This window comes from Streptomyces sp. XM83C (genome assembly GCF_023072675.1).
GTDB lineage: Bacteria > Actinomycetota > Actinomycetes > Streptomycetales > Streptomycetaceae > Streptomyces > Streptomyces thermocoprophilus.
The window spans coordinates 1-15,981 of sequence record NZ_JALLGL010000143.1 but is presented as its reverse complement, the minus strand read 5'-3'; the positions used below and the strand labels follow the sequence as shown (position 1 = coordinate 15,981).

Genomic DNA, 15,981 nt, shown 5'->3' with positions numbered 1-15,981 from the left:
CCCGGAAAGGCCAGCCGTCCCCGAGGTCCCGGCCGCCCCGAGGCCCGCGGCCCCCGTCGCCCCCGCGGTCCCGGCGTCCACCGCGGCCGGCCGAGAGGTGATCGTCACCCCGTCCTCACCGGCCGCCGGCGACGACTTCACGCTCACGGTGCGCGGCTGCTCCGCCAGGACCGGCAAGGCGGTCTCCTCGGCGTTCGTCGCCGACGTGCACCTCGCCGGCGCCGACGGCGGCCTCACCGGCGAGACCAAGGTGCGCTCCACGCTCGAGCCCGGCCCGTACGACGTGAAGATCACGTGCGGCGAGTACACGATCAAGGGCAGCATCACCGTCGTGGCCGCCACCGACGGGCCGCACCCCACCACGCCCGCCTCCCCGATCGCCCCCGTCCCCGCGGGCGGCGGCGGCATGGCCCCGCTGGTGATGTCGTCGTCGCGCTCCGACGGCCCCGGCACCGCCCAGGCGATCACCGGGCTCGTCCTGGCCGGTGTCGCCGCGGTGGCCGTCGCCCTGCGCAGCGCCCGCCGGAGCCGCAGGACGGACTGACCCATGGCCGAGAGCGCACGCTCCTCCGGCACCGGACGCCTGCTGACCGGCCTGGCCTGGGCGGTACTGCTGCTCGGGCTGTGGCTGTGGGGCCGCGAGGTGACCGACGTACGGCCAGGGACGTCCGCGCCGGTCACCGGTGACGTGGCCGGTGTCGGACGCCCCGGCCTGCCTCTGCCGCCGGCGGCGCCGCCGCTGAGGCCCGCGCTGCCGCAGCGCATCGACATCCCCGAGCTGGGGGTGCAAGCGCCGGTCGTGGCGCGCGGCCTGACCGCGGCCGGCGCGATCGACCCGCCGCCCTTCGAACAGGCCGCGGCGGTCGGCTGGTACGCGGGCGGTGTCCGGCCCGGCGCCGCGGGGACCGCGCTGATGGTCGGGCACGTCGACACCGAGACCCGCCCCGCCGTCTTCTACAAGCTCAGCACCCTCACTCCCGGCCGCACCGTGCGGGTCGTCCGTGACGACGGCAAGGTCGCCGAGTTCACCGTGGAGGACATCGAGGTGGTGCCCCGCGAGCGGTTCGACGCCGACCGCGCCTACGGTGTTCGCCGCCCCGGCCGCGCCGAACTCCGCCTGATCACCTGCGGAGGCACCTTCGACCGGGCCACCCGCAGCTACACGGCGAACGTGATCGTCTCGGCGTACCTCACAGGCACGGTGGCCTGACGGAACCCGCCGTCCCGGCCACCGCACCCCCACCGGATGAGCCACCGGCGCCCATCACGACGTATGTCAGGATTGAGCTTTGTGACAGTGCACTCCAAGGGGGAGTTGGATGTACGGCAAGAGGGGGGCCGCGGCGGTGCTGGGGGCGGCACTGCTGCTCGCCGGTTGTTCCTCCGGGGGCGACGACGGCGACAAGAAGGGTGACGGCGCGGGCGCCGGCATCACTCAGCAGCCCAAGGCCGCCGACCCGTTCTGGGTCAACCCGGACGGCAACGCCGCCAAGCAGGTGGCCGCTTATCTCAAGGACGGCAAGAAGACCGAGGCGGAGCTGATCCGCAGGATCGCCTCGCAGCCGACCGGTGAGTGGATCGGCCCGGACGACCCGGAGAAGGAGGCACGCGGCTTCACCGAGGCCGCCGCCGCCGCGGACCGCACCGCGCTGCTCGTCCTGTACAACATCCCGCACCGTGACTGCGGCCAGTACAGCCAGGGCGGCGCCGCGGACGGCGACGCCTACCGGGAGTGGATCGAGGGCGTCGCCAAGGGCATCGGCGACCGCCCGGCCACGGTGATCCTGGAACCGGACGCCGTGCTGCACCTGGTGGACGGCTGCACCCCGGACGAGTTCCACGAGGAGCGCTACGACCTCCTCAAGGGTGCCGTCGAGTCCCTGAAGAAGCTGAAGAACACCAAGGTCTATCTGGACGCGGGCAACGCCGGCTGGGGCCACCCCGACCAGATCCACGAACCGCTGCGCTGGGCGGGCATCGACCGGGCCGACGGCTTCGCGGTCAATGTGTCGAACTTCTATACGACCGAGGCGTCCATCGCGTACGGCAAGCAGCTGTCCGCCAAGGTCGGCGGCAAGCACTTCGTCGTCGACACCAGCCGCAACGGCAACGGCCCCTACATGGGCGGCGACACCGACGAACGCTGGTGCAACCCGCCTGGCCGCGCGCTGGGCGAGCCGCCCACCACGAAGACGGCGGACCCGCTCGTCGACGCCTATCTGTGGGTCAAGCGGCCCGGAGAGTCGGACGGCGAGTGCAAGGGCGGCCCGAAGGCGGGCCAGTGGTGGCCGGACTACGCGCTGAAGCTGGCGAAGGCCTCCGAGTGACGCCCCGGGCCTGAGAGCCCGGCACACACGACGAAGGGCGCCCCCGTCAGGAGGGCGCCCTTCGTCGTGTGCAGGCGCTACGGCACCCGCACCCACTGAGCCTTCGACGGCGTCCCCTGATCGTCGTCGACGAACAGCATGTACCAGCCGGACGGCACCAGGTTCCGGTTCTCCGGCACGGTCACCGTCACCTTGTCGCCGGACACCTTGAAGTCCAGCGCGATGGACCGCTGGTCGACGTCCGTGACGTGAGTGGTCGCGCTCGGCCGGATCAGCCGCGCCTTCTTCAGGGAGGACGCGTGCAGCGACGTGAACGTGCCCGACTCGCCGCGCCGGATCGTCGACGGACCGTCGGACAGCGACGGCCGCGAGTCCCGGTACAGATACGGCGGCGTGTAGATCTCGATCCGCTGCTCGAACTTGCCCGGCTTGGTGTTGGCCTTGTCGGCGTAGAGCGAGTCGGAGCCGAAGAACATCACGCGGCCGTCGGGCAGCAGCACCGACCCGGAGTGGTAGTTGCGGCCCACGAGCGGGTCGGCGACCCGCTGGAAGGTGTTGGTGTCCGGGTGGTAGATCCGGGCCTGGAGGATGTTGGAGTCGCTGCGGCCCCGGTAGTCCTCCGAGCCGCCGGAGACGAGCACGGTGTCGTCGGGCAGCACCGACGCCTGCGGATAACGGGTGCCCTTCTCCAGCGTCGGCCCGTCCACGAAGTGCGGGTCGGCGGCCTTCAGGTCGACCAGCCGGGTCTTGTTGCTGGACTTCTTCGACTCGCCGACACCGCCGCCGCCGATCACCATGTACTTCTCGTTCTGCGCGGGCGGCAGCAGAACGGTGTTGGACGTCTCCATCTTGTCCGGGTCGCTCAGCCCGGGGATCTTGGTGAACTTGTTGGTGTCGACGTCCCAGATGCCGGGGTCACGGCCGACGTCGTCGGGCCCGTAACCGGCGTTCGAACCCGAGTAGAAGATCTTGCCGTTCTGCATCGGGAACAGCGCGGGGTACGTCGGGAACTGACGCACGTTCTTCGTGTACGTCCACTTCTTGGTGGCCGGGTCGAAGATCTCGTTCTTGCCGGGGACGAGCTGCCCGATGTCGTCGAGGCCGGAGACACTGAGGATCCTGCCGTCGCTGAGCGTGGTCAGCGTCGGGTACCAGCGGGCCTCGTTCATCGGGTCGACCTTGATGTACCGCTCGGCGACCGGGTCGAACTCGTACGCGTCGCGGATGCCCTGGAAGTCCTTCTTGTCCAGGGCGAGTTTCTGCGCGATGCCGTAGGTGTTGCGGGCGTCGAGACCGGTCAGACCCTGAATTCGGTAATTGTCCTGGGTGCCGGTCTCGTACTGGGAGCCGGCCTTCTCGGCCTCGACATAGATACGGCCCAGACCCGGGTCGTTGCGCAGGAACCTTCCGGTCTTGTCGAAGATCTTCTTCGCGCGCGGCACCAGCACGGGGTCCTTCGAGACGAAGGTCTTCCCGTTCTCCTTGCCGGTGAACTTGGTACCCGCGGGCAGCGTGATCGGCTTGTCCGGGTTCTCGTTGTGGACGATCATCAGGCCGCCGGCCTTGGTGACGTCACCTTTGAGCTTCTCGTACCGCTTGGTGCCGCCCGCGATCAGCAGATTGCCGTTGGCCAGCTGCGTGTGCCCGGTGCAGAACAGGTCGTTCGGCGTGGGCACCTTCTTGATGGTGCCCTTCACCGGGTCCCAGATACGGGTGTCGTACTTCTTCGCGTCGAAGTTGTCCTGGTTGTTTCCCGAACCGGCGACGAGCAGGACCTTCCCGGTGTGCAGGAGCGCGGCGTGAATGGTGTTCTGCCGGTACTCCTCCGGGAAGTTCACGATTTCCCAGTGGCCGTTCTCCGCTTTGTATTCGGGCTTGTTGATCTGGTACTGGTGGTATTTCTCGGTCCCGAAGCGGTAGAGCCACGGCCCGTTCATCCCGGCCAGCGCGAGTACCACCGCCGTGCCTATCGCGAGTCGACGGGCGCGGCGGCGGCCGGCCTGGTCCTTCATTCCTTACGTCCCCCAAGTCCACCAAGGGCGATCTGCATGGTCTGGTCGTTGCCCCCGTCCTGGCCCGCGCTGTCGGCCCAGGCGGGCCGCTGAGCGGGGGCGTGCGGCACCTGGCCGTGGGCCATGTGCCCGTGCGGCGCTTGGCCGTGCGGCGCCTGGCCGTGCGCCGCGGGTCCGTGGGCGGCGGGGCCGTGAGCCCCGTACGGGCCGGGCTGCGCGGGCGTCCCGGCCGTCGGCGCGGGCGCGTCGCTCTGCGGCTGCGCGGCCCGCTCCGCGGGCTTCTTCTTCTTCGCCTCGCGCAGCTCGTGCCGCCACACGAAGATCGGGAAAGCCGTGATGATCATCGCGAACGTGGCCCAGGTGATCATCGCCGGGTGCGAGTGGCCGAGGACGAGACCGGCGACGATGGACGCCCCGAAGATCGCGATGAAGTACCAGTGGTAGCGGAAGGTCGCGAACCAGGTGTCGGGGCTGGCCGAGTCGCCCTTGGGCGTCACCACGAACTTGCTCTTGCGGCGCAGCAGCGAGTCGATCAGCGCCTTGGCGTACAGCGGCGCGGACAGCGCGGACATCACCATGCCGGCGACACCGCCGGAGCCCTCGGGCTCGTGCGGGGAGACGTTGTGGCGGCGGTTCCAGACGTACAGGCCGATCTGGAGCGCGGAGGCGTTGCCGTAGAGCATCAGCCACACCGTGGGGTCGATGTTCACACCCGAGGCGCCCAGGCCCAGGAACAGCGCACAGCTCAGCGCCGCCAGGATCCAGTTGAGGGCGGACATCGGGTAGAAGATGATCATCATGGTGTAGTTGAAGAGCTTGCCGGGCGGCAGCGTGCCCCAGCCCTTCCAGTACTGCTTGAGGATCGTCTCGTAGGTGCCGCGCGACCAGCGCATCTGCTGGGTGAAGAAGTCCGTCCAGGCGGCCGGGCCCTCACCGACGGCGAGCACGTCCGGGGTGTACACCGACTTCCACTTGCGGCCCGTCGCCGGGTTCTTGTGGCGGTGGATCTCGAAGCCGGTCGCCATGTCCTCGGTGATCGAGTCGTACAGGCCGCCGATCTGCTTGAGGGCCTTGATACGGACGGCGTTGGACGTGCCGACGAACATGGGGGCGCCGTACTTGTTGCCGGCGCGCTGGATCAGCGCGTGGAACAGGAACTGCTGCGACTCGGCGGCCTTGGTGACGAAGTTGTCGTAGTTGCCGTAGACCTGCGGGCCGATGACGAAGCCGACGTCCGGGTCGCGGAAGAAACCGAGCATCCGCTCCAGGTAGTTGGGCAGCGGTACGTGGTCGGTGTCGACGGACGCGAAGAAGTCGTAGTCGTCGCCGTGGGCGTCGAGCCAGGCGTTGTAGTTGCCGTGCTTGGTCTTGGCGCGGTGCGGGCCCTTGGCCTGGTTCCACTTCGCGACGCCCTTGCGGGAGAAGTGACGTACGCCGAGGCGTTCGCAGACGGCCTTGACCTCGGGGTCGTCGCCCTCGTCGAGCAGCCAGACGTGCATCACGCCCCGGTGGCGGATCTTGACGGCCGCCTCCAGGGTCTTCGTCACCATCTCCAGCGGCTCCTTGCCCGGCACGAAGGAGGTGAGGAAGGCGACGCGGGTGCCGGTCTCCGGCACGACCGGGACCGGGTCACGGGCGACGAGGGTGGCGTGCGCGTTGGACAGCACGTTCATGCAGCGGAAGAACTCGATCAGGCCGATCGAGACGAGCATGACGATGTCGAGCGCGGGGAGGAAGTCGAACGCGGGGTAGTCGCGTTCCGTCCAGTGTTCGGGCTGGAGCAGCCAGAAGAGCAGCACGAGCGACAGCACGGGGGCGGCGGCCAGCATCAGGGCGACCCGGATGCGGTGCGGCTCCTGCGAGATCAGCGAACGGTACTGGACTTTGTACGGCTTGTTCGGGTCCGGCTGGGTGAGGGGGCCGGCGAGTCGGCTGTAGTGCTCGTAGTCGTATCTCGGAAGCGTTTTCTTGATGCGCCGGAAGGTTCCGGTCGTGCTCATCCTGTGCGAAGGCACCCTGAGCTGAGTGGTCTCTGACGGGTCGTAGTTCTGCCGGGCGCCCGTCGGCGTCGACGTCATGAGTCATCCCCCCACACGCAGGTCACCGCGTGTATGTCGGTCGTCCATCGCGTCCGCCAAGAGCCCCCTCGACCTTCACGGACGTGTCAGTGGTGGGCCACAGGCGCCACGTCCACCCAACTCTATAGACATGGAACCGCGACCTTCCGGTTGCATGATGCCCCCCTCGGCATCGGCGTCAGAACGGGGCCCCTCTCCCCGCCGGTCCGGTGCAACCGTTTTCTCGCCCCCCAAGTGCCGCGAAACGGCGGCAGCTTGAGGAACCAGGGTTCTACGGTGTCCAGCATGATCGCAAGACGGGAAACGAGGTGTTTACCGGTCATACGAGTCGATTGCGGCGTCGTTCCGCGATCCGGACAGATGTTTCGATCAGGTGTTCCCGGAGCGGTGCTGCCGACTCCGGGGGCCGGGGCGGGTCGGGCACTCCGGGTTCCGTTTGTGCCGTGTTGCGGTGTCGCCGGGCAAGCGAAAGGCCCCTCGCCTCGGCGAGGGGCCTTTCCCGTCTGTGCGCCGCCAGGGACTCGAACCCCGGACCCGCTGATTAAGAGTCAGCTGCTCTAACCAACTGAGCTAGCGGCGCCTGCTGACGTCGACAACTCTACATGACCTTCGGGGGTGCTCCTGACCACCGCCGATCGTCCTTTTTGTTCCGATATGTCCATGACGTACATCATTCGGACCGTCAGAGTGCGCTCCGGGGTGAGAGTTGGAAAACTGATCAATGTGCACAGGAGTGGACAATTCCACCTGGAGTGTGAGGGGAATCGCATGGAGACTCCGGTCTTCGAGGAGATCGACCCCGTGAGCGACTGCGACTGCCCCGGCTGCGTCCACCGGCGTCGGGTGTTCCCGGTCGCGCCGCCGGGCCGCCCCCCGGCGCACCGCGCCGCGCTCGTCGTGGCGGCTGCCGCCGCCGCGGCGGTCACCTCGGCCCAGGCGGCCCCCGCGGCAGCCTCCCCTCACGCCCCCGGCCGGCCCGGTCTCCCCGCGGGGGACGAACCCGAGACCCCGCAGGGCACCAAGGCCCCGCTGCACGGCCCGGGCGGGACGCCCGCCAAGCCCGCCGTGACGATCAAGGAGACGACCCGGGCGGACATCATCCGGCGCGCCAAGCTCTGGGTCGCCGCGCAGGTGCCGTACAGCATGACCGCGTACTGGTCCGACGGGTACCGGCAGGACTGCTCCGGCTATGTCTCCATGGCCTGGAACCTGCCGGGCAACGAGTGGACGGGCAGCCTCGGGCAGTACGCCGTCCGCATCACCAAGGAGGAACTGGAGCCCGGCGACATCCTGCTCTTCCACAACCCGTCCGATCCGGAGCGCGGCTCCCATGTGGTGATCTTCGGCGGCTGGACGGACTACACGCACACGTACTACGTCGCCTACGAGCAGACCCGCCCCGCCACCCGCCGCCAGGCCACCCCCTACCCGTACTGGAGCAACGCGGCCAAGTACGTCCCCTACCGCTACAAGGGCGTCTCCGTGACCACGGGCGGTGCCCAGGCGGAGCCGGTGCAGGCACCGCGACAGCAGGCCACCCCGTTCCCGGGGGCGTCGTACTTCCGGCCCGGCGCGAACAACAAGTACGTCACCCAGCTGGGCCAGATGCTCGTCGCCCGCGGCGGCGCCCGCTTCTACACCTCCGGCCCCGGCCCGGTGTGGACGGAGTCGGACCGCAGGGCCGTGCAGGCCTTCCAGCAGGCCCAGGGCTGGAAGGGCGCCGACGCCGACGGCTACCCCGGCCCGCACACCTGGTCCCTGCTGGTCGAGGGCAAGGGCAAGGGCATCCCGCCGGTCGCGAAGGCCGCGACCCCGGCGAAGCCCGCCCCGGCGCCGGCCACCGCCGAGGGCAAGGCGGGCACCGTCCCGCCCTTCCCGGGCCGGGACAAGTTCCGGCCGGGCGAGAACAACGCGTACGTCACCCAGCTGGGCCGGCAGCTGGTGAAGAAGGGGTACGGCCGCTACTACACCAGCGGTCCCGGCCCGCGCTGGGGCGAGGCGGACCGCCGCAACGTGGAGGCGTTCCAGCGCGCCCAGGGCTGGCGGGGCGGCGCGGCGGACGGATACCCCGGCCCGGAGACCTGGCGGCGGCTCTTCCGGTGAGGTCCACAGCGCGCAGCGGTTGGAGGCAGGCATGAGTACGACCACCGAATCGATGCCCGAGTCGGAGGGGAACGCGGAGGGCGGCACGCCCCGCCCGGCCCGGCTCATCCAGAACGAGGCGACCACCGAGATCCCCGTCCACCTCCTCTTCCGTGACGACCCCGACCCGGAGCCGGTGCCCGCGCGCCCCGCCGTGGTGGGGCGCCGGCAGAGCACCGGGGAGCAGCCCAGGGTGCGCAGGCCGGTCGCGCCGGTGCGCCGGCGTCCGGTGCCGGAGGTCGATCCGGAGCTGGGGGAGCGGCCGGCGCGGGTGCTGCCGGGCCTGGCCGGTGTGCTGGCGGGGGTGTGCGGGGCGGCCGGGTGCGCGGCGACCTCGTGGTGGGCGGGGCTGCTGCCACCGGAGGCGGTGCGGGCGTTCGGCCTGCCGGCGCTCGTCCCGGCGGGGCTCGGCCCGGTGCAGTGGGCGGCGTACGCGGGGGCGGGCGCGCTCGGGCTGTTCGGGTTCGGCGGGCTGGCGCGCGGCCGTACCGGGCGGGCGTGGGTGCTCGGTCTGTTCGGCCGCTACCGGGGCACGGTCCGGCGTACCGGCCTGATGTGGGTCAACCCGCTGTTGCTGAGGCGCCGGGTGGACGTACGGCTGCGGCACTGGCGCAGCGCGGCCATGCCGGCGGCCGACGGCAACGGTGTGGCGCTGCGGGTGGTCGTGCTGGTGGTGTGGCGCGTGCGGGACACCGCGCGGGCCGTGCTCGCGGTGGACGACCACGAGGCCTATCTGCGCGAGTGCGTGGAGGCGGCGCTGGCGCGGGTGCCGGTGGAGATGCCGGGCTCCGGGAGGTCGTCGGTGGAGGCGGCGGCGGACGCGCTGACGCGGCTCGTCGCGCAGGAGACGGCGCCGGTGGGGCTGGAGGTGTTCTCCGTGCAGCCGGTGCGGGTGGAGTACGCGCCCGAGGTCGCCGCCGTGATGCAGCGCCGGCGGATCGCCGCGCTGGACGCGCAGCACCGGGCGAGCGTGCTGTCGTCGGTGGTCGACTCGGTGGAGGACACGGTGACCCGGCTGACGGTGCGCGGGCTGGTGGAGCTGGACGACTACGAGCGCAAGGCGCTGGTGAAGGATCTGACGGTGGCGTTCTGCGCGGGCCGCGGGGACGGCTGACGTCCGCCTCGGCGCTGAGCGGGTGCCGTAGGGCGTGGGGCGTCCGGGCGTCGGCATCGGCGGAGGGCGAGCGGGTGCCGTAGGGCGTGGGGCGTCCGGGCGTCGGCATCGGCGGAGGGCGAGCGGGTCCCGTACGGCGTGGGGCGGACCGGTGTCCGTGGAGCCGTGCCCCGGCCGTCGGAACCGGGGTATGCGGTTGGTATGGACATGTTCAACTAACGGTCCTACTCTGCGATTGCGACTTGGTCTAGACCTAATTTCTGGTCTGGACCAGATGGTGCACGGCTCACAGGAAAACCCCACGTCCTCCAGGAGCGGCAGCATGCGCACAAGGACCAAGCTGTACGCCGCCGTGGTGGGGCTGGCCACGACCGGAGCCCTTGTCCTCTCCTCCGGCGGTGCCAGCGGCCACGGCTACACCGATCTCCCCATCAGCAGGCAGAAGCTCTGCCAGAACGGCACGGTGAAGAACTGCGGCGACATCCAGTGGGAGCCGCAGAGCGTCGAGGGCCCGAAGGGCTTCCCGGCGGCCGGCCCCGCCGACGGCCAGATATGCAACGGCGGGGTGGGCCGCTTCTCCCAGCTCAGCTCGCCGGTCACGCCCTCGGGCGCGGCCTGGCCCACGACGCGGGTCACCGGCGGACAGTCGTACACGTTCCGCTGGCAGTTCACCGCGATGCACGCGACGACCGACTTCAAGTACTACGTGACCAAGCAGGGCTGGAACCAGAACCACGCCCTGTCCCGCTCGGACCTCAACCTCACCCCGTTCCTCACCGTCCCCTTCGGCGGGCAGCGCCCGCCGGCGACGCTCTCCCACAGCGGCACCCTGCCGACGGGGCTGAGCGGACACCACGTCATCCTCGCGGTGTGGACGATCGCGGATACGGGTAACGCTTTCTATGCCTGCTCCGACGTCACGTTCTGAACCTGCACGCACGCCCGGCCGGACCCTGCCGATCCCCATTCGGTAGGGTCCGGCGCACGAAAAGGAGCCCCACGCTTCCGCGAGGGGCTCCTTCACTGTGCGCCGCCAGGGACTCGAACCCCGGACCCGCTGATTAAGAGTCAGCTGCTCTAACCAACTGAGCTAGCGGCGCATGACTCCCGCCGACCTCGGAGATTTCGCTCCGCGGCTGGCGACGAAGAAAATACTACCTGGTCCCGAGGGGTGCTTCTGACCACCCGGGGCCGTGACCCCGGGCGGCCGTGCCGGACGGCGTCAGATCGCCAGGGACAGCAGCACCGGCGCCGCGTTCCGGTTCAGCGTGTCGGCGGCCTTGCGCAGGCGGTGGGCGTGCTCCACCGGAAGGGACAGGGCGAGGCAGCCGACCGTGGAACCCGCGGTGATCGGGACGGCCGCGCAGACCGTGCCGATCGCGTACTCCTGGAGATCCAGCACCGGCACCGTCGGCGGCTGGGCGGCCAGCCGGGACAGCAGCAGCTTGTCACTGGTGATCGTCTTGGAGGTGAGCCGGGCCATCTTGTGCCGCGCGAGATGATCGCGGCGGCTGTTGTGGTCGAGCTGCGTGAGCAGACTCTTGCCGACGGCGGTGGCATGGGCGGCGTAACGGAAGTCGACCCACTCGTGCACCGCGGGCGTCGCCGGTCCCGCCGCGTACTGGGTGACCTTGACCTCGCCGTCGGTGTACCGGCTGAGATAGACGGCCGCTCCGACGGAGTCGCGCAGCCGGTTCAGGGTGCGCTGCAACTGGTCCCGCAGCGCCTCCTCGTGTCCCTGCGCCGCACCGAGGCGGCTGAAGGCGGCGCCGGTCACATAGGCGCCGTCGGTGATCTGTCGGACGTAACCCTCGCGGCGCAGCATCAGCAGGAGAGAGGTCAGCCGCTCCATGCCGAGCTGGGTCTCGCGGGCGAGTACGGCGTCGGTGACGCCGGTGGTGTACCGCGCCACCGTCTCCAGGACGCGCAGGGCGTCCTGGGCCGACTGGTACGGCGCGGTCGGCTCGTGCGTGAGCGCCACGGTGTCCCCCCAGCGGTCGCTTTTCGGCCAGATCCGGGCTGTGGATCCCCTCCACGATAACGGGCAAACGGCCTGCGTGGAGGGGGTGTTGACGGACTGACAGGCCTCTCAACTGCGACGCTGACACCGTGGCATATGCCTCAGGAATGCAACCGCGTCCCGACCTGGAGTGACGGATCGGGCACGCCATGCAATTACAGCACCGCGCTGATGAATTCCCGTGTCCGCTCCTGCTCCGGATCCCCGAAGATCTTCTCCGGCGGCCCGGACTCCAGGATGCGGCCGGAATCGAACATCAGCACCTGGTCGGAAATGTCCCGGGCGAAGTTCATCTCGTGCGTCACGCACAGCATGGTGATGTCGGTGCTGCGCGCGATGTCCCGCAGCAGATCCAGCACCCCCGCCACCAGCTCCGGATCGAGCGCCGAGGTCACCTCGTCCAGCAGCAGCACCTTCGGCCGCATCGCCAGTGCCCGCGCGATCGCCACCCGCTGCTGCTGACCGCCGGAGAGCGCGCCCGGCCGCATGTCGCACTTGTCGGCCAGACCCACCAGGTCCAGCAGCTCCCGGGCCCGGTGCTCCGCCTCGTCCTTCGACAGGCCGAGCACGCTCACCGGCGCCTCGGTCAGATTGCGCAGCACCGACATGTTCGGGAACAGGTTGAACTGCTGGAACACCATCCCGATCTTCTTGCGGACCTCACGGCGCCGCTTCTCCGACGCGGGGAACAACCGCTCCCCGTCGACGGTGATCGTGCCCTCGTCGGGCTCGGTCAGCGTCATCAGCAGCCGCAGGATCGTGGTCTTGCCCGATCCCGACGGGCCGATCAGTGTGACGTGCTTTCCGGCGTCCACGGAGAAGTCCAGACGGTCCAGGACGGTGTTGTCCCCGAACCGCTTGGACACCTGCTCCAGGCGCACCAGCGGGCCGCCCGAGGAGGGCGTCGGGACGGACTGTTCGGTGGTGTCAACGGACAAGGCGGCGCTCCAGGGTGCGAAGAAGAAGGGAAGCGAGCACGGACACGAGGATGAAGGCGACGCCGATCACGGTCAGCGGCTCGGTGAAACGGAAGGTCTGCTGCGAGTAGAGCCGGGCCTGGCCGAGCATCTCCAGCACGGTGATCACCATCAGCAGCGGTGTGTCCTTCAGCATGGCGATCACGTAGTTGCCCAGCGCGGGCACCACCCGGCGCACCGCCTGCGGCAGGATCACCGCCGTCCAGGTGCGGCGCACCGACAGGCTCAGCGCGGTCGCCGCCTCCCACTGGCCCACCGGCACGGCCTCGATACCGGCCCGGTACACCTGCATCGTGTACGTCGAGTAGTGCACGCCGATCGCGACGACACCGGTCGTCAGCGCGGACATCGTCACGCCCCACTCGGGCAGCACGTAGAACAGGAAGAACAGCTGCACCAGCAGCGGGGTGTTCCGCACGAACTCCGTGACAGCCCCGACCGGCCAGCGCACCCACCGGGTCGGCACGCGCATCAGCAGCGCCCACACCAGCCCCAGCGCGAACGAGATCAGCGAACCCAGCGCCAGCGCCTCCAGGGTGACCAGCAGGCCGTCCCAGAAATGCGGCATGAAATCGGACACGGCGTTCCAGTCCCAGTTCACCGCACACCCCCCGCGACCGGCGCACCGGCCGGATCGGCCGCCACGACCGCCTTCTCCTTCACCGGCTCCTTGCCGACACCGGCCTTCAGCTTCCGTTCCAGCGCGCGCATCCCCCGCGTCAGCAGGAACGCGATCACGAAGTAGATGAGGAGGACGTACGTGTAGATCTCCGCGCTCTCCTGGAGCGCAAGCCGCACCAGATTGCCGCTGAAGGCGAGATCACCCATGCCCATCACCGACACCAGCGCCGTGCCCTTGAGCAGCTCGACCAGCAGATTGCTGAACGGCGGGATCATCTCCGGCACCGCCTGCGGCAGCAGGATCTTGCGCAGCCGCTGCGCCGGCGTGAACCCCAGGGCGATACCGCCCTCCTGCTGCGCCGGGTCCACCGCGAGGAGCGCGCCGCGCACGATCTCCGCGCCGTACGCCCCATAGGTCAGGCCGAGCGCCAGCGTGCCCGCCCACAGCGGCACCAGCTGCCAGCCGAACGCCAGCGGCAGCACGAAGAACACCCAGAAGATCATCACCAGGGCGGACGTGCCGCGGAACACCTCCGTGTACACGCCCGCCAGGAAGCGGACGATCCACAGCCGGTGGGTGCGCGCGATGCCGGCCGCGAACGCGACGGCCGCGCCGAGCAGCGCGCTGAGCACCAGCAGCTGCACGGTCACCCACACGCCCTTGAGCACGAGTTCCCACAGTCCCGAGGTCATCCGCCGCACAGCTCCTTCGCGGTCAGCTCGGTCATCTCCGACTCGGTGAACCCGAACGGCTCGAGCACCCGCAGCAGTTCGCCGCTCTTCTTCATCTTCCGCAGCTCGGTGTTGAAGGCGTCCCGAAGCCGCGTCTCGGAGCGGCGGAACGCGAAGGCGCCGCCGTCCACATGCGGCTTGCCGTCGACGAGCGGCTCGAACGGCCGGGTGGACTCCGCCTTCGCGGACTTCTTCACCACCTCACGGACCGTCAGCGCCGTACCGGCGAACACGTCGACCCGTCCGGCCTCCACGGCGTTCAGCCCGGCGACCTGGTCGGGCACGATGAGGATGTCGTCCCGGCGGTAGCCGGCACCGACCGCGTAGTCGATCTCCGCGTAGCCCGTGCCGGTGGCGAACTTCGCCTTCTTCCGCACCACGTCCTCGTACGAGCGCAGGCCCAGCGGGTTGCCCTTGCGGACGATGAACGCGTCCAGCATCTGATAGTCGGGGTCGGCGAAGATCACTTGCTCGCAGCGCTGCGGGTTGACGTACATGCCGGCCGCGACGACGTCGAACTGCTGCGAGTTCAGGCCGGGGATCAGCGAGCCGAACTCGGTCGGCACGGGCTGCACCCGGTCCACTCCGAGCCGCTTGAAGATCACCTTTGCCAGCTCGGGTGCCTCACCGGTCAGGTGGCCGTTCTTGTCGATGTAGCCGAACGGGATCTCGCCCGCGATGCCGAGCCGTACCACGCCCTGGGCGCGCAGCCGGTCGAGCAGCTCACCGCCGTCCGTGGCGGAGGCGGTGGCCACGCGGGTGCACCCCGCGGCCCCCAGTGCGCCGAGCGCCGCGACCCCCGCGAGCAACGACCGGCGTCCTGGGCGGGGGCCGGAGGCGGTCCGGCCGTGTCTGTCGGATGGGTGGCTGTGTCTGTTCGGTGGAGCCATGGCGGCGCGGCTACCCGACGCCGTGAGATGTATGCATGCCGGTTCGGTGGGCACCCGGACCGGTCCGCCCGCCGCGGGGGCCGTTTCCGGACGGGGAGGGGCCGGAGCGGGTGTCCGGAACCGTCACGCAGTGTCTCGAACCGGTACGGGGTGTCTGACATGCGCGGATTGACCACGCTCGCACCCGAACCTACCGTCGTCGGCAGGGGCGTCCGTACGATCCGTTGCCCCCGCGTCATTGACCGTGAGGCGGTGCCTCCCCTGGGCGACCTCGATGTCACCCCGCCTCGGCGGCCGTCCGTGCAGCAGCAGGAAGGGTGGACATGACCGCACTCGGATTCCTCTGTCCGGGACACTCCGCCGAGGACGACTATCCGCGCATCGAGCAGCTCCTGGGCAGCGACATCCGCCTGGACCTCGTCCACATGGACGTCGACGAGGACACGCACCGGCCGGAGGCACTGCGCCGCCTCGGCACGCCCGAGCGGCTCGCGGCGGGCGTGGAGCAGCTGTGGCTCGCCGGGGCCGAGTCCGTGGTGTGGGCCAGCACCGGCGGCAGCTTCGTCCACGGCTGGGAGGGCGCCCAGGAGCAGGTCCGCGTCCTCGCCCGCGCCGCGGGCATGCCGGCCTCCGCCACGTCCTTCGCCTTCGTGCACGCCGTACGGGAGCTGGGCGCGCTCGGCGTACGGCGCGTCACCGTCGGCGCCACCTACCCCGACGACCTCGCCGGGCTGTTCGCCGACTTTCTGCGGGCGGGCGGCGTCGAGGTGACCGGCGTGCACGCCGCCGGGACCGCGACCGCGGCCCAGGCCGGTGCGTGGGGCGAGGACGAGGTGCGGGCGCTGGCCCGCGCGGCCGACCTGCCGGAGGCCGACGCCGTGCTGCTGCCGGACACCGCGCTGCACACGGCGGCATGTCTGCCGAGGCTGGAGAAGGAGCTGGGCAAGCCCGTCCTCACCGCGAACCAGGTCAGCGTGTGGGAGGCGCTGCGGCTGGCCGACCGGCGGGTACGGGCGCCGGGGCTGGGGGCGCTGTTCCGGCGGGAAGGGGTCGTGCAGGCGTAGGGGA

Annotated in this window: 14 protein-coding genes and 2 tRNA genes; 7 read left to right on the top strand and 9 right to left on the bottom strand. The window is 70.2% G+C overall.

Features of this window, described 5'->3' with window-relative positions:
• From MTQ10_RS17490 to MTQ10_RS17480, 3 genes are all read left to right on the top strand, one after another.
• Positions 1-544: hypothetical protein (locus tag MTQ10_RS17490; protein WP_282612283.1), on the top strand; the 544-nt coding region annotated here is incomplete at its 5' end.
• Between the two features lie 3 nt (positions 545-547).
• The gene (locus MTQ10_RS17485) at positions 548-1,210 is read left to right on the top strand and encodes a class F sortase (protein WP_247469127.1); all 663 of its coding nucleotides are present in this window, start codon (positions 548-550) and stop codon (positions 1,208-1,210) included.
• Positions 1,211-1,319: 109 nt separating this feature from the next.
• Positions 1,320-2,327 carry a glycoside hydrolase family 6 protein gene (locus MTQ10_RS17480; protein ID WP_247469125.1) on the top strand — a complete coding sequence of 336 codons (1,008 nt, stop codon included), beginning with the start codon at positions 1,320-1,322 and terminating at the stop codon, positions 2,325-2,327.
• Between the two features lie 77 nt (positions 2,328-2,404).
• Here the strand turns inward: MTQ10_RS17480 and MTQ10_RS17475 are convergent, their stop codons facing one another.
• From MTQ10_RS17475 to MTQ10_RS17465, 3 genes are all read right to left on the bottom strand, one after another.
• Positions 2,405-4,339, bottom strand: coding sequence for a galactose oxidase-like domain-containing protein (locus MTQ10_RS17475; protein ID WP_247469123.1), 1,935 nt, complete (start codon positions 4,337-4,339; stop codon positions 2,405-2,407).
• Entirely contained in the window at positions 4,336-6,417 is a 2,082-nt protein-coding gene (locus MTQ10_RS17470; RefSeq protein WP_247469121.1) for a glycosyltransferase family 2 protein, read from the bottom strand. The genes MTQ10_RS17475 and MTQ10_RS17470 overlap by 4 nt, the downstream gene beginning before the upstream one ends.
• Before the next feature lie 506 nt (positions 6,418-6,923).
• Positions 6,924-6,997, bottom strand: a tRNA-Lys gene (locus MTQ10_RS17465).
• A gap of 188 nt (positions 6,998-7,185) precedes the next feature.
• On the opposite strand from MTQ10_RS17465, the gene MTQ10_RS17460 reads away from it, so the two are divergent.
• From MTQ10_RS17460 to MTQ10_RS17450, 3 genes are all read left to right on the top strand, one after another.
• On the top strand, positions 7,186-8,520 hold the full coding sequence (locus MTQ10_RS17460) for a peptidoglycan-binding protein (protein ID WP_247469120.1): 1,335 nt from the start codon (positions 7,186-7,188) through the stop codon (positions 8,518-8,520).
• A 31-nt stretch (positions 8,521-8,551) separates the two neighbouring features.
• On the top strand, positions 8,552-9,673 hold the full coding sequence (locus tag MTQ10_RS17455) for an SPFH domain-containing protein (RefSeq protein ID WP_247469118.1): 1,122 nt from the start codon (positions 8,552-8,554) through the stop codon (positions 9,671-9,673).
• Between the two features lie 322 nt (positions 9,674-9,995).
• Positions 9,996-10,601: a lytic polysaccharide monooxygenase auxiliary activity family 9 protein gene (locus MTQ10_RS17450; protein WP_247469116.1), complete on the top strand. Its 606-nt coding sequence runs from the start codon at positions 9,996-9,998 to the stop codon at positions 10,599-10,601.
• A gap of 98 nt (positions 10,602-10,699) precedes the next feature.
• Here MTQ10_RS17450 and MTQ10_RS17445 read toward each other — a convergent pair.
• The 6 genes from MTQ10_RS17445 to ehuB all read right to left on the bottom strand — a co-directional run bounded on the left by MTQ10_RS17445 (position 10,700) and on the right by ehuB (position 14,913).
• Positions 10,700-10,773: transfer RNA gene (locus MTQ10_RS17445), tRNA-Lys, on the bottom strand.
• A gap of 122 nt (positions 10,774-10,895) precedes the next feature.
• Positions 10,896-11,654, bottom strand: a complete 759-nt coding sequence (locus MTQ10_RS17440) for an IclR family transcriptional regulator (RefSeq protein ID WP_247469114.1) — start codon at positions 11,652-11,654, stop codon at positions 10,896-10,898.
• A 194-nt stretch (positions 11,655-11,848) separates the two neighbouring features.
• Positions 11,849-12,631 (bottom strand): ectoine/hydroxyectoine ABC transporter ATP-binding protein EhuA, encoded by a 783-nt coding sequence (ehuA, locus tag MTQ10_RS17435; RefSeq protein ID WP_247469112.1) that lies wholly within the window; start codon positions 12,629-12,631, stop codon positions 11,849-11,851.
• A complete protein-coding gene (gene ehuD / locus MTQ10_RS17430) occupies positions 12,621-13,271 on the bottom strand; it encodes an ectoine/hydroxyectoine ABC transporter permease subunit EhuD (RefSeq protein ID WP_247469098.1) in 651 nt (216 codons plus the stop codon). Before ehuD ends, ehuA begins: the two co-directional genes overlap by 11 nt.
• Positions 13,268-13,984, bottom strand: a complete 717-nt coding sequence (gene ehuC / locus MTQ10_RS17425) for an ectoine/hydroxyectoine ABC transporter permease subunit EhuC (protein ID WP_247469085.1) — start codon at positions 13,982-13,984, stop codon at positions 13,268-13,270. The genes ehuD and ehuC overlap by 4 nt, the downstream gene beginning before the upstream one ends.
• A complete protein-coding gene (gene ehuB / locus MTQ10_RS17420) occupies positions 13,981-14,913 on the bottom strand; it encodes an ectoine/hydroxyectoine ABC transporter substrate-binding protein EhuB (protein ID WP_247469065.1) in 933 nt (310 codons plus the stop codon). Before ehuB ends, ehuC begins: the two co-directional genes overlap by 4 nt.
• Before the next feature lie 323 nt (positions 14,914-15,236).
• Here ehuB and MTQ10_RS17415 point away from each other — a divergent pair, with 323 nt between their 5' ends.
• Positions 15,237-15,977 (top strand): maleate cis-trans isomerase family protein, encoded by a 741-nt coding sequence (locus MTQ10_RS17415; protein ID WP_247469062.1) that lies wholly within the window; start codon positions 15,237-15,239, stop codon positions 15,975-15,977.
• Positions 15,978-15,981 lie beyond the last annotated feature (4 nt).